The following is a 21,189-nucleotide window of genomic DNA, read 5'->3' on the forward strand; positions in this document are numbered from 1 at the left end:
CGAGGAGCGGCGCTATACCAGACGCATTGCCGGGGCGCCACCCCGTTTCGACGTCTCGTTCAGCGTTCGGCCGCCCGCGAGGCGCTGATCGTCACGCCGTGGCCTTGGGCGACGGCGGCGGCGGCGGCGCAGGCAGGCGGCGCAGCGACTCGCGCAGCGCCCAGGCGGCCCAACGCCCCATCCGCCGGGCGCTGCCGAGGTAGCCGTAGTCGCGCAGCGTCAACAGCATGAAGAACGCCTCGACGCGGCGGGGCGCCGTGCGGCCGTCCAGATGGACGCTGGTGAACATCGGGATGCAGAGGTCGCCGACATGGCCGAAGGTCAGCGCCTCCTTGAGCGCGAGCGGCGGAATCGTCAGCCGGAAATGGCCTGTGGTCGGGCGGCGCTCGAGGCGTCCCCGGCGCGGATCGTAATGCAGCGAGAGACCGCCTGCCGTGACGCCGAATCCGCGCGGGAACAAGGCGAGCAGGAACACGCGCAACTCGCCGAGCTGCGCCCGCAGGCGATCGAGATCGGCGTCCTCCAGCGTGACCGCCGCGTTCGCGGCCTCCTGTTCGGCGATCAGCGCCCGGGTCTCCGGCGTGTCGTGCGGGTCGAAGCTCGCGGGATCGCGCGAACTGGTCTCGCCGGTCGCGAGGTCGAGCCTCGTATAGGGCGGCAGCAGCCGCGTGGGGGCGTCCCGCCAGTGCCTGCGCAGGTCGCTGAGGCCGACCTTGTAGGCGTTCGCCCATTCGCTGTCGCTGCGACGGAACACGGACTGGCTCGCGAACGGCATGAAATCGGTCGCGCCGATGCGCCGGCATGCGTTCCGGGCCGCGCGGACGAACTGCGCCTTCGACGTCCGCTCCAGCCGTCCGCCGTCGACGAAGAAGCTGTTGGCGGGACTGGCCGGCGAATGGCTGCGCAGCACGACGCATCGCCGGCCTGGGGCGGTCGCCCGCAACGCCGCCAGCTTGCGGAAGATCCGCTGGTCCGGCTTGGCGTCGTTCAGGTCGACGATGAACGCTTCCGGGGTCGAGAGGATCAGGATCGAATCGTTGTTCCAGATCGGCAGGCTCATGGCGGCGACCTCCGGATCGAGCTCGGTCCAGACGCCGGGCGCCAGCCGCCGCACGCGAAAGCCTTCGCCGCGAAGAAAGCCGTCCATCTTCATCTCGAGGAAGTCCGGCGTCAGGATCTCCGGGCCGTCAGGCCCGAGCAGACGCAGGCTCGGCAGATGCAGGTGATCGGGATGCTCGTGGGTGAGATAGACGTAGCGGGCGGCGCGCAGCCTCGCGAGGTCCTCGGCCGAGGGGTAGTTCTCAATCCACCAGCTCCTCCAGTAGCAGGAGCCGGTCAGCCAGGGATCGGTCAGCAGGACAGGGCGCTCGCCATCGCGGTAGAGAGCGAGGGTCGCGTGTCCCATCGTCTCTATGAACATCGCGGCCTCCGCTCGACGCTGTTCCAGCCGCGTTGATGCCTCAACACGCGGCCTGCGCGCAATCCGTCAGACGGATTTGCAGCCACACAAAGCCGTATCTGTCGGCGATCCGCGGTCGCCGCTCCGTCACTGAAGGAAAATAAGGTGGAGGCCACGCCCGGAATCGAACCGGGATACAAGGATTTGCAGTCCTCTGCGTAACCACTCCGCCACGTGGCCCCGTGAGCGGGCGTTCAGGGCATCGCCCCGAAAACCCCCAGCTTTTGCGGATGGGCGCTCTCCATAGCGCGCGCTTCCGATCGCCGCAACATGCGCAGGGGAATGCTTGCCACTGAGGCCGGGCTGTCGCAGAAGAGGCCTCAATGCGGCGGGACGACGCCCGCCGGCCGGGAGCACTGCGCTCATGACCGATTTCGAGCGTCTCAGGCATGGAATGGTGGACGGCCAGATCCGTGTCGCCGACGTGACCGACCATCGAATCCTGGCGGCCTTCCTGTCGGTCCCGCGAGAGAAGTTCGCGCCCCCGGGTCGCGAGGTCCTCGCGTACCTCGACGCCCGCATCCCGCTTGGGCCTCCCGGACGTGCCATGCTCGATCCGATGACGCTCGCCAAGCTGGTTCAGCTTGCGGCGCCGGAGAACAGCGAACGCGTGCTGGTCGTGGGATCCGGGCTTGGCTACTCCGCCGCGATATTTTCCGAGCTTGCGGGTCGAGTCGTCGGGCTCGAATCGGACCCGAACCTCGCCGCCGCGTCTCGTGAGAATCTGTCGGACCGTCCGAATGTCGCAATCGTGACCGGGCCGCTGACGTCCGGCGCCCCCGAGGAGGGGCCGTTCGACCTGATCTTTTTCGATGGCGCGGTGACGGCGGGCCTCGAGACGCTCGCAGCCCAGCTTGCGCCGACCGGGCGGCTGGTGGGGCCGGCGGGGCCCGGCCGCGCGACTAAGGCGACGGTGTTCCGGCCAAGCGAAACAGAGCTTACAGCCGCGCCTGCGTTCGACGCCTACGCACCGGCCTTGCCGGGCTTCGAGCCCGCCGAGGCCTTCGCATTCTGAGGCCCGTCCGCCGCCGCTGTGGCCGCGTTGCGCCACTCCCTGCGTCTTTCGACCAAGTGGACGCAGCGTGGTTTTCACCCGTCCTTCGCCCCGCTACGGTAGGGTGGGGTCGCATCACAGGCTGAGCCGTAACGGAAGATCCGGCGGGGAAGCGTTCGAAATCCGGTGTGTAACGATGTCGACGAGCGTCTCGTTTCGTCGTCGTGCTGGCGCGCTCTGCGCCGGGGCGGCGTTTGGTTTGGGGATCGCTCTGTCCTTCAGCGGGACTGCGCGCGCGCAGACCCTTGAGGACGCCCTTGCTCGCGCTTATGGCGCAAATCCTACCCTCAACGCTCAACGCGCCTCTGTCAGGGCGACTGACGAGCAGGTTCCCCAGGCGTTGTCCGGGTACCGTCCGACGATCACCGCATCGGCGGATGTCGGTATCGAGCGCAGTCAGCAGGTGACCCCGTCGAGTTCGCTCGGGGAGGTCTTGACGATTCCCAAGGCCAAGACGACGACGAACTCGTCCCCGCGCGGTTTTGGCGTCACCGCCGACCAGACGATATTCGACGGTTTCCGCCGTCAGAATCAGCTGCGTTCGGCCGAATCGAACGTGCTCGGCGCGCGGGAGCAACTGCTCAACAGCGAGCAGAACGTGCTGTTCGACACCGCGCAGGCCTATATGGACGTGCTGCGCGACTACGCGATCCTGGACGTGCGGCGGAACAACGTCGACGTGCTGCGCGAGGAGCTGAAGGCGGCGCGCGAGCGTTTCCAGGTGGGCGAGGTGACCCGCACCGACACGGCCCAGGCGGAAGCCGCGCTCGAGGGCTCGCACACCAACGTCAGTCAGGCCGAGGCGCAGCTCAACACCAGCCGCGCCACCTATCGGCAGATCGTGGGCGAGGATATCGCCCGTCCGCGCCCCGCCCGCTCGATCGACCGGCTGCTGCCGAGGGGGCTGAACGAGGCGATCAACCTCAGCCAGGCGCAGCACCCCGCGATCCTCGCCGCGTTCCACGGCGTCGACGCCGCGAACCTGCAGATTCGCGTCTACGAATCGCAGCTCTATCCGCAGATCGGCGTCGAGGCCGCGTTCCAGCGCCGCTACGACGACAGTTCGTCCGTCAACAGGGTCACGGCCGGTTCGCTGGTCGGGCGCCTGACGATCCCGATCTACGCCGGCGGCTCTTATTCCTCGCAGGTTCGCCAGGCCAAGGAAGTCGCCGGGCAGCGCCGGCTCGAAGCCGACGTCGCGCGCGATCAGGTCCGTCAGGCCACCGTTTCGGCCTGGGGGCAGGTGCAGGCGGCGACCGCGCAGATTTCCTCCGCGCAGGCGCAGATCCAGGCGTCCCAGACCGCCCTCAACGGCGTGCGGGAAGAAGCCAAGGTGGGCCAGCGCACCACCCTCGACGTCCTCAACGCGCAGCAGGACCTGCTCAACGCCCGCGTCACGCTGATCCAGGCGCAGCGGGACCGCATGGTCGCGTCCTACGCTTTGCTGTCGGCCGTCGGCTGGCTGACCGCCGACCGGCTCGGCCTTCGCGTCGCGCGCTACGACCCGAACGTCCATTACGATCAGGTCCGCGACAAATGGTACGGCTTGCGCACCCCAGACGGGCGCTGAACGGCCGGACGACCTGTGGGCGAGCGCTTTGCGGCGCTTGTCCGCGAGCCCTGCAGTGCAATACTCGCCGATGACGAGGGGCCGGCGTCCCCTGGTGATTCGTGGATCCGGGCGCGGAGCGCGCGCGGCCCCGCCAGGGACGTTCCAACGACGCGGCGATGGAGGGCGCATGAGCACGGCTGCTAAGGCTCACGAGCCGACGATGGAAGAGATCTTGGCGTCGATCCGTCGCATCATCTCCGACGACGAACCAGGACAGTCCATGGCGGCGCCAAAGCCTTCGCTCGCAAAGCCGGCCGCAGCGCCGGCGTCCGAACCGGAAGCCCCCGAAGCCGTCGCCGAAGAGGCGCTCGGACAGGACGACATCGACGCGATGTTCGCCTCGTTCGACGCTCCTGCGCCGAAGGACGAGGCGAAGCCCGCGCTGACGCCGCCTGCGTCCCGATCCGCGGCCTCGCAGGCTCCGGACGATCTCGACGTGTTCGAGCTGACGGAAGACATGGCCGATGAGCCGCTGGCTGCGCCGCAGCCGGCGCCCGCGCAGCCCGTCCCCCCGTCGCCGGTCCGCGCCGCGGCGCCGGCCTCCGCCTTCGACGAGCGGTTGTTGTCGTCCGCGACCGACGATGTCGTCACGAACGCCTTCGGTTCGCTCGCGAACACGATTCTCACCAACAACGCCCGCACGCTCGACGACATCGTCAAGGAGATGCTGCGGCCGATGCTGCGGTCGTGGCTGGACGACAACCTGCCGCCGCTGGTCGAGCGGCTGGTGCGCCACGAGATCGAGCGCGTCGCGCGCGGCGGCCGCTAGCCGGACGCGCTCGGAAGCCCGCCGTTGACACCCGCGGCGCGCTTCGCTTCAAGGGCTGGCTTCGGTCCGTGGCGCGCCCCGCCTCGGACCCCGCATGCCCGAAGGTGTTCCGTCCTATGCTCGAAAAGACCTATTCGCCGTCCGAGATCGAGCCTCGGATAGCGGCCCGCTGGGAGCAGGCCGAAGCCTTCAAGGCCGGCGCTGGGGCCGCGCCCGGGGCCGATCCGTTCTGCATCGTCATCCCGCCGCCGAACGTCACCGGCTCGCTCCACATGGGGCACGCGCTCAACAACACGCTGCAGGACATCCTCGCGCGTTTCGAGCGCATGCGCGGCAAGAACGTGCTGTGGCAGCCCGGCATGGACCATGCAGGCATCGCGACGCAGATGGTCGTCGAGCGCCAGCTGATGGAGCGCCAGCTTCCCGGACGGCGCGACATGGGCCGCGCGGCCTTCGTCGAGCGGGTGTGGGAGTGGAAGGCGGAATCCGGCGGCCGCATCTTCGAGCAGCTCAAGCGCCTCGGCGCCTCGTGCGACTGGTCGCGCGAGCGCTTCACCATGGACGAGGGCCTGTCGCGGGCGGTCGTCAAGCTGTTCGTCGACCTGCACAGGAACGGGCTGATCTACCGCGACAAGCGGCTGGTGAACTGGGACCCGAAGCTGCAGACCGCGATCTCTGACATCGAGGTCCAGTCGATCGAGGTGAAGGGCCACCTCTGGCATCTGCGGTACCCCGTCGAGGGCTCAGACGAGTCGATCGTCGTCGCCACCACGCGGCCCGAGACGATGCTCGGCGACGCCGCGGTCGCGGTGCATCCGGAGGACGAGCGCTATCGCCATCTCGTCGGCCGCAACGTCGTGCTGCCGCTCGTCGGGCGCAAAATCCCGATCGTCGCCGACGAGTACTCCGATCCGGAGAAGGGCACCGGCGCGGTCAAGATCACCCCGGCGCACGACTTCAACGACTTCGAGGTCGGCAAACGCCATGGGCTGCCGCTGATCAATGTGCTGACGTCGGATGGTCGGCTGGCGCTTGCGGGCAACGAGGCCTTCCTCGCCGGCGTCCCGTCTTCGGCAGACCTCGACGCCGTCCTCGCGCTCGACGGCGTCGCTGTCGCCGAGGCGCGCAAGCGCGTGCTCGCGCTGATGGAGGAGCGTGGCCTGATGCTGGAGGCTGAGCCCCACGTCCATCAGGTCCCGCATGGCGACCGGTCCGGCGTCGTCATCGAGCCCTTCCTGACCGACCAGTGGTATGTCGACGCGCAGAAGCTCGCGGTCGACGCGATCGCCGCCGTGCGCGACGGGCGCACCAGTTTTGTGCCGGAGAACTGGTCGAAGACCTATTTCGAGTGGATGGAGAACATCCAGCCTTGGTGCGTCTCGCGCCAGCTTTGGTGGGGGCACCAGATCCCGGCGTGGTTCGGGCCTGACGGCGCGATCTTCGTCGAGGAGAGCGAGGAGGCGGCGCTCGCCGCCGCCGCCGCGCATTACGGCGCCCCGACGCCGCTGACCCGCGACGAGGACGTCCTCGACACCTGGTTTTCCTCGGCGCTCTGGCCGTTCTCGACGCTCGGCTGGCCGGACAAGACGCCCGAGCTCGGCGCTTACTACCCGAACGCCGTCCTCGTTACCGGCTTCGACATCATCTTCTTCTGGGTCGCCCGGATGATGATGATGGGCCTCTACGTGATGAAGGAGGTGCCGTTCCGCGACGTCTACATCCACGCCCTCGTGCGCGACGAGAAGGGGGCCAAGATGTCGAAGTCGAAGGGCAACGTCATCGACCCGATCGATCTGGTCGACGCTTACGGCGCAGACGCGCTGCGCTTCACGCTGGCGGCGATGGCGGCTCAGGGCAGGGACGTCAAGCTCGCCCGCGCGCGCGTCGAGGGCTATCGCAACTTCGCGACCAAGCTCTGGAACGCTTCGCGCTTCGCCGAGCTCAACGGCAGCGCGCCGGTCGCGAGCTTCGATCCGAGAAGCGTCACCACGACGCTCAACCGCTGGATCCTCGGCGAGGCGGCGAGAGCCGCGGCCGAGACGACCGCCGCGATCGAGGCCTACCGCTTCAACGAGGCGGCGTCGGCGGTCTATCGGTTCGTCTGGAATGTCGTGTGCGACTGGTATGTCGAGCTCGCCAAGCCGGTTCTGCAGGGCGAGGGGCAGGGCGACGAAGCGGAGGAGACACGCGCCACGCTCGCTTTCGTGCTCGACCAGTCGGCCGCCCTGCTGCATCCATTCATGCCCTTCGTGACCGAGGAGCTGTGGGCCGCCCGCGCCGGCGACGCGCCACGCGAGCGACTGCTCGCGCTCTCCGAATGGCCCGTCCTCGGCGATCTCGACGATCCCGACGCCGAGGCCGAGATCGGCTGGCTGGTGGAACTCGTCACCGAGCTCCGCTCCGCGCGCGCCGAGATGGGCGTGCCGGCGTCCGCGACGCTTCCGCTCGTGATCGTGGGCGCCGACGCCGCGACCCGCGGCCGGGCGGAGCGCGCCGAGGCGACGCTCGCCCGCATCGCGCGGGTCTCCAGCGTGACCTTCGCCGATCAGGCGCCGGGCGGCGCGATCCAGCTTCTGGTGCGCGGCCAGGTCGCTGCGCTGCCGCTCGAAGGCGTCGTCGACATCGCGGCCGAGAAGGACCGGCTTGCGAAGGAGCGCGACAAGACGCTGGGCGAGATCAAACGAATTGACGGCAAGCTCGCGAACGAGAGCTTCGTCGCGCGCGCCCCCGAAGACGTGGTCGAGGGCGAGAAGGAGAAGCGCGCAGGCTATCGGGATCGCCTCGCCAAGATCGAAGCCGCGCTCCGCCAGCTCGGGCAGGAATAGGGCCACGACGTCGCGGGCCGCCGTCGGCCTCTCGCATCCGCGTCGCCGCGCCATAGAAACCAAGCGTCACAGAACGGGGAGTTCGATCGAGCGATGTTGAGCCGACGCGACGCCGTGGCGCTTCTCGGAGCCGGCGCGGGAAGCGCGCTCGCTCCCTCCTTCGGATGGGCGCAGGAGCCGCGCGCTATTTTCGATCATGGTCTCGTCATCGAGCGGGCGCGTCAGCTCGCCCAGACTCCCTATCAGGAGCCGCGCGCCGAGTTGCCGAAGGCGCTGGACGATCTGTCGTTCGACGCCTATCGCGACATCCGCTTCAAGCCGGACAAGGCGTTCTTCGCCAAGGGCCGCAGCGATTTCCGCATGCAGCTCTTCCATCTCGGCTTCCTCTACAAGACGCCGGTGGTGGTCAATCTGGTGCGCGAGGGCGTGCCCGCGCCGATCCCCTACGATGCGTCGCTGTTCGATTTCGGCCAGACGAAGCTTGCCGGCCGGCTGCCGATCGATTTCGGCTTCGCCGGTTTCCGGTTGCACTACCCGCTCAACAAGCCGACCGTGATGGACGAGCTCGGCGTGTTCCTCGGCGCAAGCTATTTCCGCGTGCTCGGCGCCGGCCAGCATTACGGCATTTCAGCGCGAGGGATCGCGATCGGGACGGGCGAGACGGAGCCGGAGGAGTTCCCGATCTTCCGGGAGTTCTGGATCGAGGAGCCGGGCCCGAGCGCTGCCGAGATCGTGGTCCATGCGCTGCTCGACGGCCCGTCGCTGTCGGGCGCCTACCGCATGGTGATCACCCCCGGCGACGAGACGACGGTCGCCGTCGGCTGCACGTTGTTTCCGCGCGTGGACATCCCGAAGCTCGGCGTCGCGCCGTTGACCAGCATGTTCTTCTATGGCGAGAACGACCGGCGGCAGTATCGCGGCTTCCGGCCCGAGGTGCACGATTCGGACGGGCTGCTGGTCCACTCGCAGAACGACGAGTGGGTGTGGCGTCCGCTGGTGAATCCCGACGCAGTCAAGAAGACGGCGTTCCCCGATCCCGCGGTCCGCGGCTACGGCGTGCTCCAGCGCGACCGGTTGTTCGAGCACTATCAGGACCTCGAGGTCCGCTACGATCTTAGGCCGAGCTACTGGATCGATCCGCAGGGCGACTGGGGGTCGGGCCGGGTCGAACTGGTCGAAATTCCGACCGACAACGAGACCTTCGACAACATCGTCGCGTACTGGACGCCCAACGCGCAGCCCAAGGCCGGCTCGCTGCTGCGCTATTCCTACGTCATCCGCTCCCTCAAGCTCAGCGAGCGGCTGACGCCGAAGGCGCGCGCCATCCACACCTTCGTCACCGAGCCGCAGGCGTCGGGCGGCTCAGGGCCGGGGTCGCTCTCCGCCCGGCGCTTCGTCATCGATTTCGCCGGCGGCGAGCTCGACTACTGGCTCGACGATCCCAAGCGCGTCGTGACTGAGACCGCGGCGAGCTCGGGCAAGATCAATGCGGCCTACGTCGTCCCCAACCCCGAGATCAACGGTTTCAGGCTGTTCCTCGACCACGAGATCGAACAGCCGAACACCGAGGCGGTGCTGCGCGCCGTCCTCAAGGTTGGAGACAGGACGTTGACCGAGAGCTGGACCTTCCCATGGACGCGGAAGGAGTGAGCGCGTCTCACCCCTCCTGAACGAGCGTGGCGGCTCCGCGCCGAACGGGCGGCTCGATGATTTGCGCGTGCGGCGAGCCGTGCTAAAGGTCCGCGCCAACTTCCCCAAACCGCGCTCCGGCCTTCTAAGCCGACGCTCAAGGGGCCGGACGCCGTATTGGCGGCGCCGGGCGCTCGCGCGCACATCCGCATCAGGAGGGTTCGGCATGGCCAGGATTGACGACATTCTGGGGAGCGAGGCGCTCACCTTCGACGACGTCCTCCTGCGGCCCGGCCTCTCTGAAGTGATGCCGGGCGAGGCCGACCTTCGCTCCCGGGTGACGCGGACGATCTCGCTCAACATACCGATCCTGTCGTCGGCGATGGACACGGTGACCGAGTCGCGTCTCGCGATCGCCATGGCTCAGGCCGGCGGCATCGGCGTCGTCCACCGCAACATGACGCCCGAAGAGCAGGCGGCGGAAGTCCGGCAGGTCAAGAAATTCGAGAGCGGCATGGTGGTGAACCCCGTCACCATCGCCCCGGACGGCACCCTCGCCGAAGCCTTCGACCTGATGAAGCGCAACGGCATCTCCGGTATTCCAGTGGTCGAGCGCGACGGGGCCGGCCGGCCGGGCAAGCTCGTCGGCATCCTGACCAACCGCGACGTTCGCTTCGCGACCAATCCGCGCCAGCCGGTCTCCGAACTGATGACGCGCGACAACCTCGTCACCGTTCATGAGGGCGTCAGCCAGGACGAAGCCAAGCGCCTGCTCCACGCACATCGCATCGAGAAGCTTCTGGTGGTCGACGACGCGTACCACTGCGTCGGGCTCGTCACCGTGAAGGACATCGAGAAAGCGGTCACCAACCCGAACTCCAACAAGGACGCCCAGGGCCGCCTTCGGGTCGCGGCCGCGACGACCGTCGGCGACAAGGGCTTCGGACGCGCCGAGGCGCTGATCGACGCCGGCTGCGACCTGATCGTGGTCGACACCGCGCATGGCCATTCGCAGCACGTGCTCGACGTCGTCGCGCGCATCAAGCGGCTGTCCAACGAGGTCCAGATCGTCGCCGGCAACGTCGCGACCGGCGACGCGACGCGGGCGCTGATCGACGCGGGCGCCGACGCCATCAAGGTCGGCATCGGTCCGGGCTCGATCTGCACGACTCGGATCGTCGCCGGCGTCGGCGTGCCGCAGCTCACCGCCATCATGGAGTCGGTCGACGTCGCCCGGCGCGAGGACGTGCCGGTCATCGCCGACGGCGGCATCAAATATTCCGGCGATCTCGCCAAGGCGATGGCGGCGGGCGCCGACGCCGCCATGGTCGGATCGCTGCTCGCGGGCACCGACGAGAGCCCCGGCGACGTCTATCTCTACCAGGGCCGCTCCTACAAATCGTACCGGGGCATGGGCTCGGTCGGGGCGATGTCCCAGGGCTCTGCGGACCGCTACTTCCAGCAGGACGTCAACGACCGCCTGAAGCTCGTGCCCGAGGGCATCGAAGGCCAGGTGCCCTACAAGGGGCCGGTCGCGGCGGTGCTGCACCAGCTCGCCGGCGGCCTCAGGGCGGCGATGGGCTATGTCGGCGCGGCGACCATTCAGGAGCTTCACGACAAGGCGCGCTTCGTCCGGATCTCGGGCGCCTCGCTGCGCGAAAGCCACGTCCACGACGTCACGATCACCCGCGAAAGCCCGAATTACCCGAGCATGGTGTGAGAAGCGCCTGCTGAAAGGCGTCCCCGATGACTCTTCCCGCCATCCTCGCCCCGGTCTTCGCGCAGGTGCTGCTGGTCTTCTTCCTGCTGTTCTGGATGGGCGGGACGCGGGCGGCCGCCGTGCGCGCCGGCGAGGTGAGGCCCCGCGAGGGATCGCCGCGCAATTATGGCTGGCCGGCGAAGGCGCAGCAGGTTTCGGACTGCTTTCATCATCAGTTCGAGATTCCGACGCTGTTCTTCGCGCTGGTTCCGCTCGCGATCCTGTCGCGCAAGGCCGACCTGCTGTTCGTCACGCTGTCCTGGGTGTTCGTCGCGACGCGCTTTCTGCACGCCGTCGAGCATACGGGGGCCAACCGGCTGAAGTTCCGCTTCCCGCTGTTCGCGGCCGGCGTGATCGTGCTCGCCGTCATGTGGGCGGTGTTCGCCGTTCGCATTCTGCTCAACGCCTGAAGGACGACGCGTGACCCCCGCCGCCCACGCGCTCGCCGCGATCGAAGTCCTGTCCGAGATCGAGAGCCGCCACCGGCCGGCGCCGCAGGCGCTGAAGGACTGGGGCGGCTCGCATCGCTTCGCGGGCTCGGGCGACAGGGCGCGGATCGCGAGCCTGGTCTACGACGCGCTCCGCTCGCGCGCCTCGATCGCCTGGCGGATGGGGGCCGAGACGCCGCGCGCGCTCGTGCTCGGCGCGCTCGTCTTTACGCGCAGCGCCGACGCGACGGCGCTTGCGGCTGCGTTCGGATCGAGCCCTCATGCGCCGGAGCCGCCGAGCGACGCCGAGCGGTCGGCCATGACGTCCGGCGATTCGCTCGAGGGCGCGCCGGCCCATGTCCGCGGCGACTATCCGGAATGGCTCGACGTTCCGCTCGCCCGCGCCTTCGGCGACGAGAGGGCGGAGGAGGGGGAGGCGCTCGCGCGTCGCGCGCCGCTCGACCTGCGCGTCAATGCGCTGAAGGGAGACCGCGCCAAGGCGGAGCGCTCGCTGGCGCATCTCAAGCCGATCCCCACGCCGCTATCGCCATGGGGCCTGCGCATCCCGCTCTCCGACGACGGACGCGGGCCGCCGGTGCAGGCGGAGCCGGCCTATCTCAAGGGGCTGGTCGAGGTGCAGGACGAGGGCTCGCAGATCGCGGCGCTCATCGCAGCGGCGGCGCCGGGAGAACAGGTCGTCGACCTCTGCGCCGGCGCCGGCGGCAAGACGCTCGCACTGGCGGCCGGCATGCGCAACACCGGCCAGATCTACGCCCATGACAGCGACGTCAGGCGCCTCGCCCCGCTGAACGAGCGGGCGACGCGGGCGGGCGTCCGGAACTTCCAGTTTCGCTCGCCGCGCGGCGGCGCTGACGTGCTGTCCGATCTCGTCGAGCGGGCCGACCTTGTCCTCGTCGATGCGCCCTGCACCGGCGCCGGCACATGGCGCCGCAACCCGGACGCCAAGTGGCGGATGCGGCCGTCGGCTCTCGAGCAGCGCATGGTCGAGCAGGACGCCGTCCTCGAAGCCGGCGCGCCGCTGGTGAAGCCGGGCGGCCGGCTGGTCTACGTCACCTGTTCTGTGCTGTCGGAGGAGAACGAGGATCGCATCGCCGCCTTCCTCTCCCGGCATCCGGAATTCCGCTCCGTCCCCGCCGTGGAGGCCGCGGTCTCAGCCGGTCTGCCGGCCGTGGCGGCCCATGCGAACGGCGCGGGCGACGCGCTGCTTCTCACGCCGCGGCGCTCCGGCACGGACGGCTTCTTCGTCGCGACGCTCTCGCGCTCTTGACCGACGGGCTCTGCGGTCCATGTCCCACTCTCGGGGCGTATAAACGGTTTCGGCGGAGCAGATGCGGACAGTCAGCGGCCTTCTTCAGCTTATCGGCCTTCTGGTCATCATCGTCGCCGGCTACTGGGTCTGGTACGCGAATTGGGGCTCGAACCCGCACGACCGCATCGGCGCGACCATCGGGCCGATGCTGCCGACTCCATTCCGGGACTGGGGCTGCAGCAAGCTCAACCAGCGCTTCGCGACCGAGGCGCCGACCATGTGCAGCCCCGTCGCCGACCAGACGACGCCCGCGCCCTCGAATCCCGACGGCGGCGGCAGGCTCTAGCCAGCTCGTCGAAATTTTCAGAGTAGCCGCGACCTTCTCGGCGTTGCGGGGACTTGCGTGTTCGGAGTACGGACACGCATGACCGCCGAACCCTCCCACGACCGCATCCTCATCATCGATTTCGGGTCGCAGGTGACCCAGCTGATCGCGCGACGCGTCCGCGAGGCGGGCGTCTATTGCGAGATCGTGCCGTTCAACGCGGCGCCCGACGTTTTCCCCGGCTATGGGGCGAAGGGCGTCATTCTCTCCGGCGGCCCCGCCTCCGTCGCCGAGATGGGGACGCCGCGCGCGCCGCAGGCCGTGTTCGACTCGGGCGTGCCCGTCCTCGGCATCTGCTACGGCCAGATGACGATGGCCGAGCAGCTCGGCGGCGTCGTCGAAGCGGGCCACCACCGCGAGTTCGGCCGCGCGGATCTCAGCGTCGTGGCGCCCTCGCTGCTGTTCACCGGCGTCTGGGAGGACGGCAGCCGCAATCAGGTGTGGATGAGCCACGGAGACCGCATTACGCAGATGCCCCCGGGCTTCCGCATCGTCGGCGTTTCCGAAAACGCGCCCTTCGCCGCGATCGCCGACGAGACCCGGCACTATTACGGCCTGATGTTCCACCCCGAGGTCGTGCACACGCCGCAGGGCGGCAAGGTGCTGTCGAACTTCGTGCGCAACATCTGCGGCTGCGCGGGCGACTGGTCGATGGCGGCCTATCGCGAGGAGGCGATCGCAAGGATCCGCGCGCAGGTCGGCGACGGCAAGGTGATCTGCGGGCTCTCGGGCGGCGTCGACTCCTCGGTCGCCGCCGTTCTGATCCACGAGGCGATCGGCGAGCAGCTCACCTGCGTGTTCGTCGACCATGGGCTGATGCGCAAGGACGAGGCCCACGAGGTCGTCAACCTGTTCCGCGGCCACTACAACATCCCGCTCGTCCACGTCGACGCGGCGGACATGTTCCTTTCCGCGCTGCAGGACGTCGAAGACCCGGAAGCCAAGCGCAAGGCGATCGGACGGTTGTTCATCGACGTGTTCGAGGAAGAGGCGCGCAAGATCGGCGGAGCCGGATTCCTCGCGCAGGGCACGCTCTATCCCGACGTCATCGAGAGCGTCTCGTTCTCCGGCGGCCCCTCGGTCACGATCAAGTCGCACCACAATGTCGGCGGCCTGCCCGAACGCATGAACATGAAGCTCGTGGAGCCGCTGCGCGAGCTGTTCAAGGACGAGGTCCGCGCGCTCGGTAAGGAGCTCGGACTGCCGGACGCCTTCGTCGGCCGCCACCCCTTCCCGGGACCGGGCCTCGCCATCCGCTGCCCCGGCGCGGTGACGAAGGAGAAGCTCGACATCCTCCGCCAGGCCGATGCGATCTATCTCGATGAGATCCGCAAGGCCGGCCTCTACGATGTGATCTGGCAGGCCTTCGCCGTCCTGCTGCCGGTCAGGACCGTCGGCGTCATGGGCGACGGCCGCACCTACGACTTCGTGCTCGCGCTCCGCGCGGTCACCTCGGTCGACGGCATGACGGCCGATTTCTACCCGTTCGACATGAACTTCCTCGGCCGCGCCGCGACCCGCATCATCAACGAGGTGCGGGGCGTCAACCGCGTCGTCTACGACGTGACCTCCAAGCCGCCCGGCACGATCGAGTGGGAATGAATTGAGATTTCAAGTTATTGATTTCGCTTGGTAAATTTCAAGAAAACAATAACTTATCCCGCATCATCAATGGTACTTTTCATGGCATCGGAGCGACATTCGCTTGAAGCGTTTGCCGATGCCATGAATGGGAATACGGCTCGGTCATGGTATCAGATGCTCGATTGGAGCCGTGCGCAGCTTAGTAACCCACTGAAAGTGTAGAACATTCCTTTTCTGCTTCAGCCGCCGTTCAGGGCCTGCGCGAGCATGGTATTTCGGGTGTTTTGGCGCATTTTGAGAGGGCGATCTGTATTCCTCAGTCCCCCCTTGCTTCGCGATAGTCGGTCAGGCGCGAGATAGATTCTGACCACGACGGGATCACCGAGGAGGGGTGGGAAGCGGAACGGCAGCCTCCGGGGGGACTGGTGCATAAAACTGTCGCTGACTAGCTGTCCTTGGTAGTCATGAAAGCAATCATTCAGCTACTAATAAGGTTATCGATTCTCGAAGGAATTTGCGTTGCCACTTCCTATTAATCTTCAGCTAACCGGCGCGAGCGTACCCGTCCAATTGCGTGCTGGTATGTCGACGATCATCGTTGGCGCGAACGGCAGCGGGAAAACACGTCTCGCGATGGAATGTGAACGGCAGGCTGGTGCAACCGCTCACCGGATTTCAGCGCAACGGATGCTCGCACTTGACCCCTCTATCGAGAAAATCAGCGAGCAAACAGCTCGCAATCAATTGCGATACGGATACAACGATCCACAGCAATATGGTGGAGTCCAACAGGCGCGTGACGTAAATCGATGGGGTCAAGCGCAGCCTCGTTTCATCCTCAATGACGCTGGATCACTGCTTCAAGTGCTTTTCGCGGAACAAGCAAACGTCGGAGTAGCAGTGAACGATGCGGCCGAAGCGGGAATGCCCGTAGTAGGCCGCGAAACCGTATTACGCAAATTGAAGGCAATTTTTCACCGAGTGCTACCGACCCGTAGCCTAGCAACTACCGCAGACGATATCACTGTAATAGCCCGTGATGCTGAAGGCTCTATGAGTGATCCGTACAACATCACGCAGATGAGCGACGGCGAGAAGGCCGTCTTCTACATTATTGGACAGGTGTTAGTCGCCGACTTTGGCTCTGCCTTCATTATGGACGAGCCTGAGATTCACGTTCATCGCTCAATTTTAAGTCGATTGTGGGACGAGTTGGAGGCGGCACGACCAGACTGTGCGTTTCTCCTTATCACGCACGACCTAGAATTTGCTGCTGCAAGAGCAGGCCGAAAGTACGTTGTGCGGAGCTATGCGCCTACGACTGGTTGGATGATCGAGGACGTGCCGGAGGCGGAAGGATTCAGCGAGGAACTGGTCACGCTAATTCTCGGCAGCCGGAAGCCAGTGCTATTCGTTGAGGGCGAACAGGGTAGTCTCGACATCGCCTTCTACCGTGCCTGCTATCCAGATTGGACAGTGATCCCGCGAGGCGGATGCGAGAGTGTCATTCACTCGGTCGCTACGATGCGGCGCAACGCGGCCTTCACCCGCATCACCTGTGCCGGTCTGGTCGACGCGGATGGACGCGACACGGACGACCGGGCGTATCTCGCCGGCATCGGCGTATCGGTGCTACCTGTCGCTGAGATCGAGAATCTGCTGTTGTTACCCACGGTGTCGCAAATCATTCTGGCGAAGAACGATTTCAGCGGCGCTGAGTTGGAGAGCAAGCTAGCCGAGGTGAAGGCGGCAGTATTCGCTGACGCGATGGTGCCGGAGAACGTTAATGAGGTAGTGCTCGGTTACTGCCGCCGGCGCATCGATCAGATGCTGAAGCGGATCGACTTCTCGGCCGACAAGTCAGTCGTCGACCTCTCTACCAGCTACGTCACCCAAACGGGTGCGCTCGACGTCGCCGCGATTGCCGCAGGGATCGAAAAGATAATAACCGACGCAATAGCGGGCGACGACCTACCTGCACTGCTCGCTATTTACGACCGCAAGAAGCCGCTGCTGGCGCTCGCCGCACGGATGCGTGCTGGCAGCGTCAACGAATTCACTGCCTGGGTCACGCGTGCCATTCAGAGCAAGGAAGATGACAGGCTGCGAATGGCAATCGAGGCTGTGCTACCGACGCCTTCTGCGGCATAGGTTGTGGGATCATCGTCCGATTGAATGTCCGCTTCCGTGCAAGAGGACATTCAATCGGAACGGCAAGGCCGGGGTCGAAAGCTGTCAGGACGGCTATGGCGTCACCTTTACGGCAGGTCGACGTGATCAATGGTCGGCCAGCGTTCTTCGGCAGCTTGCGTGATTGCGTCACGATCGTCCATCGGCCCAATCACGCCGAGGGTTTCACTAGCCTCGCGGGCGATAGCGTAGAGCCCGGCGTCTTCGGTGACGATTTCAAGCGTCGGGCTGCTCATGCTCAATCCTCGTTCAAATGGGTACGAGGCTCCTTATAAGCTTACTGCTCTGTACATTGCATTAAATTGCACAAGACAGAACCGGTGGATCAATGAACGGAAGCAATTTTCGTAGCGGTTATTTGCGGGTTCCTGTCGTGGTACTTTTCATGGTATCAAACGACGAGTCGTTTTCAAGATATTGAAATATAAAGCAATTTATGGAATTTTATAATTGAGTGGGAATGACGGGTCGTAGTTTCGGATAGTGTGGGATGGTCTAGCGTAGAATTGTCGGATAGTTTGTTCCGATAGTTCTGGAATGTATTGAGCGGATCGCCATACGTCGTTTTGCTTGGGTGGGTTCGAACGAATATAACTCGGTTGTGCCTAGGAGCCGGAGCGCGTCGTCCGTGATCGAAGCCACCGATCACCGGTTGAACCAGGATCATTTCGAAGTCGTTTTTCGCGCGCCTCGCCGTTTCCTAAAATAGGCGAGGTGTTTCATGCCGCCCTTCAAAAATCGGTTTGCGCCCGCTCTAGCTCATGTCCCGTGGCGGCGTTTTAAATCACGATAAAGCGTGGAAGGCCCGTCAAGGACAAGTATTCCGGCAAAGCATGCGGTAACGAGCCTTTCGCTGTTCTCCCTGCGCACGCGCGACCACCATCAGGCATCGAGCCTCTCGGGCATGAGTTCATCGGCTATCTCGGTGCGGCAGCCGTTCCCCCGCTCGTCGTTTCCGGCCGCCGCAGCCGGCGGTCCGAGATACCCGATGACGGCGACCGTCACCGCAGGTCCCTCCGCGGCGATCGCCAGCCGGTGGCGGTCGGTCGGCCGCATGGTCAGGAAGGTCCAGGAGGCGGCGTCCTGCGGCGCGCGAGCGAGCCGCCATCCCCCGTCACAGGGTTCGAAGACGATCTCGGGGAAGGGCAGCGACAGGCCGAAGCCCCGCGCCTTGGCGTAGGCCTCCTTCAGCGTCCACAGCGTATAGAAGCGCTCCAGCCGCTCGTCCGGCGCGAGCTTTTCGAACGCGCTCCGCTCCTCGGGCGCGAGCGCGAGCGGCGCAAGCTCCGCGATGTCGAGCGGGCGGATCTCCTCGACGTCGACCCCGACTTCGAAGCCCTCGCATACCGCGAGCGCCACGAGGCTGCGCGTGTGCGAAAGGTTGAAGCGCAGGTCCTGCGGGATAGTCGGCGAAGCGATGCGGGGCTTGCCATGGGCGTCGGCGCCGAAGCGCCAGCGCTCCGGCGTGATATCGGCGCAATCGGACAGCGCGCTGCGTAGAAGCCCCCGCCCGACGAGGAACTGCGCCGCCGCCTCGCGCGAGCGGAAGCCGCGCCAGCGGCCGCGCTCGTCTTCCGACAGCAACCGCTCGAAGCGCTCGAGCTCGGACGCGTCGAGCGCCTCCGGCTTCGCGAGACGCAGCGCCACGGCCCCGGGTTCGGCGCGCCGGCAACCGCTCTCCAAATCAGAATTATTCCAGTTCGAATTCGTGGTCATCCGAAAACTATAAATACTCTAAGGAGTAGCTTATGCTGGAAATAGACGACCTATAGATTGTTGTATGGCTGCAACATAGCGCGAAGCTTCATGGTATCAAGAAATTATGAGTTTGATTCGATGCGATCCATGGCTTTTGTCTCGCGGGGTCGTCTATAGCGGACGTTACATTCGGGGGACTGTCGATGATGGTGCGGGTCAGGCGCGGCCGTGGGGCGCGCTTCCTTGGGGTTTCAGTGCTGGCGCTCTGCGCCGCGCAGATCGTCGCCGCGCGAGCGCAGGATGGCAGCGCCGTGCCGCTCGAGGAGATCAACGTCCAGGGGAAAGGCCAGGGCGAGACCGCCGAGGGGCCGGTCGAGGGCTACGTGGCCTCCCGCAGCGCCTCCGGCACCAAGACCGACACGCCGATCGTCGAGACGCCGCAGTCGATCTCGGTCGTCACCCGCGACGAGTTCACGGACCGCGGGGCGACCACCTTGCAGGACGCGATCTCCTACACGCCGGGAGTGGCGTCGTTCTCGTCCGGCCGGTCGATCGCGCTCGACGAATTCCTAGTGCGCGGTTTCGACACCGCCAACGGCAACCTCGGCCAGCTTCGCGACGGCATGAAGCTGCAGGCCAATCTCTATGACGGGTCGCAGGAGCTCTACGGGCTCGAGCGCCTCGAGATCCTGAAGGGGCCGGCCTCGATTCTCTACGGCCAGCTCGGGCCGGGCGGCATCGTGAACTCGGTCACCAAGCGGCCGAGCTTCACGCCGATCGGCGAGATCAACCTCACGGGCGGCAGCTTCGACAACAAGCAGCTCTCCGCTGATGTGTCCGGTCCGATCGGGACCAGCGGCGACTGGGCATACCGGATCACCGGCCTCGTGCGCGATTCAAACAGCTGGATCGACCATGTGCCCGACGACCGCCGCTACATCGCGCCCGCGATCACCTGGAAGCCGACCGACGCCACCTCGCTCACCCTGCTCGCCTATTACCAGGAGACCCGGACCCGCTTCACCGCCCCCATGGACGCCGAGGGCACGGTGTTCCGCAACGCCGGCGGCCGTCGCGTGCCGCGCGACTTCTTCATCGGCGATACTGATTTCGATCGCTACAACATCAATTCCGGCGCTCTCTCCTATATCTTCGACCACGCGTTCAACGAGAACGTCTCGTTCAGTTCGCGCGGTCGCTATTACGAATCGAAGGCCGACTGGGATTATCTGACGTTTCTCCGCTTCGCCGGGCCGACCACGATCGCGCGCGGCCGCAGCGCGCGGACGGAACATTCGAAGGTCTGGACCTCCGACAACCACCTCCAGTTCAAGTTCGACACGGGCCCGGTGGAGCACACCGCGATCGTGGGCGTGGACTACGCCCGCCAGACCTACGACACCGAGCGCTATCGCGACAATTTCGGCGGCTTCGCCGACTTCGACGGCCCCGATTCCGCCCCCATCTCGGGCGGCTATGGGGCCAACCGAGGCTTCGACCGCAAGATCAATCAGGTCGGAGTCTATGCGCAGGATCAGATAAAGATCGCGGACAAGTTCATCTTCCTAGCCGGCGGCCGCCAGGACTGGGCGTCGACCGACCTGAAATACGATACGCCTGCGTATGGAATCTATCCAAAGCAGAAAGACCACGATTTCACGGCGCATCTCGGCGCGGTCTACCTGGCTCCTTACGGCTTCGCGCCGTACGTCTCGTACAGCGAATCCTTCTCCCCGGCGATCGTGGCCGAACAGACGGCCGGTACGGGGCTCAGACCCTCCTTCAAGCCGACCACCGGAGAGCAATACGAGGGCGGCCTGCGCTGGACCTCGCCCGACCAGAAGACGTTGCTGACGGCCTCGGTCTTCCGGATCAAGCAGCGCAACGTGGTCGGGTTGGACTCGAATTACGAGTACAAGCAGACTGGCCTCGTCCGCTCGAAGGGGTTCGAGTTCGAGGCCAAGAGCCGGCAGGGCGCGTGGGAGTTTCTGGCGTCCTATGCCTATACGGACGCCAAGACGGTCGAGGACGAGGACACGGCGCTCATCGGCCAGCAACTCCCCACTGTTCCCTGGCATCAGGCCGCGGTCTGGGCCAAATACGACCTGACGTCGATCGGCGTTCCGGGCCTCACGCTTGGAGCGGGCCTGAAATATTTCGGGAAGACCAACATCGACGAGCCGAAGTCCGTCGATCCCGTGAACGGCAAAGTTCTAGAGCGTTATGGGAACGTGCCCGGCTACGTCACTGTCGACGCCCTCGCCCGGCTTGATCTCGGAGCGCTGAACCCGAAGATGCAGGGCTTCCAGGCGCAGCTTAACGCCAAGAACCTGCTCGACAAGAAGACGTATTCCTGCGTCTCCGCGAAAGCCGGCTGCAACTACGGCCAGCCGCGCACGATCCTCGCCACGCTGTCCTACAAGTGGTGACATCCTCGCTCAGCCGCCGGGGCGCGCTGAGGGCCCTTGCCGCAACGGCCGCTTCGGCGGCCGTCTGCGTTTCGCCGGCGCGGGTCTTCGCCGCCGAG

General features: G+C 66.1%; 15 protein-coding genes and 1 tRNA gene. 12 read left to right on the plus strand and 4 right to left on the minus strand.

Features of this window, described 5'->3' with window-relative positions:
• Positions 1-91: 91 nt before the first annotated feature.
• Both PKE75_RS16355 and PKE75_RS16360 read right to left on the minus strand, forming a co-directional pair.
• On the minus strand, positions 92-1,420 hold the full coding sequence (locus tag PKE75_RS16355) for an MBL fold metallo-hydrolase (protein WP_271169809.1): 1,329 nt from the start codon (positions 1,418-1,420) through the stop codon (positions 92-94).
• Positions 1,421-1,565: 145 nt separating this feature from the next.
• A tRNA-Cys gene (locus tag PKE75_RS16360) sits at positions 1,566-1,639 on the minus strand.
• A gap of 184 nt (positions 1,640-1,823) precedes the next feature.
• On the opposite strand from PKE75_RS16360, the gene PKE75_RS16365 reads away from it, so the two are divergent.
• The 11 genes from PKE75_RS16365 to PKE75_RS16415 all read left to right on the plus strand — a co-directional run bounded on the left by PKE75_RS16365 (position 1,824) and on the right by PKE75_RS16415 (position 16,925).
• Positions 1,824-2,474 carry a protein-L-isoaspartate O-methyltransferase family protein gene (locus PKE75_RS16365; RefSeq protein WP_271169810.1) on the plus strand — a complete coding sequence of 217 codons (651 nt, stop codon included), beginning with the start codon at positions 1,824-1,826 and terminating at the stop codon, positions 2,472-2,474.
• A gap of 175 nt (positions 2,475-2,649) precedes the next feature.
• Positions 2,650-4,083: a TolC family outer membrane protein gene (locus tag PKE75_RS16370; protein ID WP_428979153.1), complete on the plus strand. Its 1,434-nt coding sequence runs from the start codon at positions 2,650-2,652 to the stop codon at positions 4,081-4,083.
• A 202-nt stretch (positions 4,084-4,285) separates the two neighbouring features.
• Positions 4,286-4,894, plus strand: coding sequence for a PopZ family protein (locus PKE75_RS17980; protein ID WP_487326348.1), 609 nt, complete (start codon positions 4,286-4,288; stop codon positions 4,892-4,894).
• 116 nt (positions 4,895-5,010) lie between these two features.
• On the plus strand, positions 5,011-7,719 hold the full coding sequence (locus tag PKE75_RS16380; RefSeq protein WP_271169813.1) for a valine--tRNA ligase: 2,709 nt from the start codon (positions 5,011-5,013) through the stop codon (positions 7,717-7,719).
• A 93-nt stretch (positions 7,720-7,812) separates the two neighbouring features.
• The gene (locus PKE75_RS16385; protein WP_271169814.1) at positions 7,813-9,369 is read left to right on the plus strand and encodes an OpgD/OpgG family glucan biosynthesis protein; all 1,557 of its coding nucleotides are present in this window, start codon (positions 7,813-7,815) and stop codon (positions 9,367-9,369) included.
• A 205-nt stretch (positions 9,370-9,574) separates the two neighbouring features.
• Positions 9,575-11,068, plus strand: a complete 1,494-nt coding sequence (gene guaB, locus PKE75_RS16390) for an IMP dehydrogenase (RefSeq protein WP_271169815.1) — start codon at positions 9,575-9,577, stop codon at positions 11,066-11,068.
• 26 nt (positions 11,069-11,094) lie between these two features.
• A complete protein-coding gene (locus PKE75_RS16395; protein WP_271169816.1) occupies positions 11,095-11,517 on the plus strand; it encodes an MAPEG family protein in 423 nt (140 codons plus the stop codon).
• 10 nt (positions 11,518-11,527) lie between these two features.
• Positions 11,528-12,823 carry an RsmB/NOP family class I SAM-dependent RNA methyltransferase gene (locus PKE75_RS16400; protein WP_271169817.1) on the plus strand — a complete coding sequence of 432 codons (1,296 nt, stop codon included), beginning with the start codon at positions 11,528-11,530 and terminating at the stop codon, positions 12,821-12,823.
• A gap of 61 nt (positions 12,824-12,884) precedes the next feature.
• Entirely contained in the window at positions 12,885-13,151 is a 267-nt protein-coding gene (locus PKE75_RS16405) for a hypothetical protein (protein WP_271169818.1), read from the plus strand.
• Positions 13,152-13,229: 78 nt separating this feature from the next.
• Positions 13,230-14,792: a glutamine-hydrolyzing GMP synthase gene (gene guaA / locus PKE75_RS16410; protein WP_271169819.1), complete on the plus strand. Its 1,563-nt coding sequence runs from the start codon at positions 13,230-13,232 to the stop codon at positions 14,790-14,792.
• A gap of 564 nt (positions 14,793-15,356) precedes the next feature.
• Complete coding sequence (locus PKE75_RS16415; protein ID WP_271169820.1) at positions 15,357-16,925, plus strand: AAA family ATPase; 1,569 nt, start codon at positions 15,357-15,359, stop codon at positions 16,923-16,925.
• Positions 16,926-17,032: 107 nt separating this feature from the next.
• Here the strand turns inward: PKE75_RS16415 and PKE75_RS16420 are convergent, their stop codons facing one another.
• Positions 17,033-17,200: a hypothetical protein gene (locus PKE75_RS16420; RefSeq protein WP_271169821.1), complete on the minus strand. Its 168-nt coding sequence runs from the start codon at positions 17,198-17,200 to the stop codon at positions 17,033-17,035.
• A 646-nt stretch (positions 17,201-17,846) separates the two neighbouring features.
• A complete protein-coding gene (locus PKE75_RS16425) occupies positions 17,847-18,611 on the minus strand; it encodes a 4'-phosphopantetheinyl transferase family protein (protein ID WP_271169822.1) in 765 nt (254 codons plus the stop codon).
• Positions 18,612-18,868: 257 nt separating this feature from the next.
• Between PKE75_RS16425 and PKE75_RS16430 the strand changes: the two genes are divergently transcribed.
• The gene (locus PKE75_RS16430) at positions 18,869-21,091 is read left to right on the plus strand and encodes a TonB-dependent siderophore receptor (RefSeq protein WP_271169823.1); all 2,223 of its coding nucleotides are present in this window, start codon (positions 18,869-18,871) and stop codon (positions 21,089-21,091) included.
• The last annotated feature ends 98 nt before the right edge of the window (positions 21,092-21,189 follow it).

Origin of the sequence: Hansschlegelia plantiphila (assembly GCF_027922265.1) — a bacterium.
GTDB classification, from domain to species: Bacteria; Pseudomonadota; Alphaproteobacteria; order Rhizobiales; family Methylopilaceae; genus Methylopila; species Methylopila plantiphila.

Excerpts from the sequence above, each read along its gene's own strand:
- PKE75_RS16355 (WP_271169809.1), bottom strand. The coding sequence starts at position 1,420 with ATGTTCATAGAGACGATGGGACACGCGACCCTCGCTCTCTACCGCGAT.
- PKE75_RS16365 (WP_271169810.1), top strand. The coding sequence starts at position 1,824 with ATGACCGATTTCGAGCGTCTCAGGCATGGAATGGTGGACGGCCAGATC.
- PKE75_RS16370 (WP_428979153.1), top strand. The coding sequence starts at position 2,650 with ATGTCGACGAGCGTCTCGTTTCGTCGTCGTGCTGGCGCGCTCTGCGCC.
- PKE75_RS17980 (WP_487326348.1), top strand. The coding sequence starts at position 4,286 with ATGGAAGAGATCTTGGCGTCGATCCGTCGCATCATCTCCGACGACGAA.
- PKE75_RS16380 (WP_271169813.1), top strand. The coding sequence starts at position 5,011 with ATGCTCGAAAAGACCTATTCGCCGTCCGAGATCGAGCCTCGGATAGCG.
- PKE75_RS16385 (WP_271169814.1), top strand. The coding sequence starts at position 7,813 with ATGTTGAGCCGACGCGACGCCGTGGCGCTTCTCGGAGCCGGCGCGGGA.
- guaB (WP_271169815.1), top strand. The coding sequence starts at position 9,575 with ATGGCCAGGATTGACGACATTCTGGGGAGCGAGGCGCTCACCTTCGAC.
- PKE75_RS16395 (WP_271169816.1), top strand. The coding sequence starts at position 11,095 with ATGACTCTTCCCGCCATCCTCGCCCCGGTCTTCGCGCAGGTGCTGCTG.
- PKE75_RS16405 (WP_271169818.1), top strand. The coding sequence starts at position 12,885 with ATGCGGACAGTCAGCGGCCTTCTTCAGCTTATCGGCCTTCTGGTCATC.
- guaA (WP_271169819.1), top strand. The coding sequence starts at position 13,230 with ATGACCGCCGAACCCTCCCACGACCGCATCCTCATCATCGATTTCGGG.
- PKE75_RS16415 (WP_271169820.1), top strand. The coding sequence starts at position 15,357 with ATGTCGACGATCATCGTTGGCGCGAACGGCAGCGGGAAAACACGTCTC.
- PKE75_RS16420 (WP_271169821.1), bottom strand. The coding sequence starts at position 17,200 with ATGAGCAGCCCGACGCTTGAAATCGTCACCGAAGACGCCGGGCTCTAC.
- PKE75_RS16430 (WP_271169823.1), top strand. The coding sequence starts at position 18,869 with ATGGTGCGGGTCAGGCGCGGCCGTGGGGCGCGCTTCCTTGGGGTTTCA.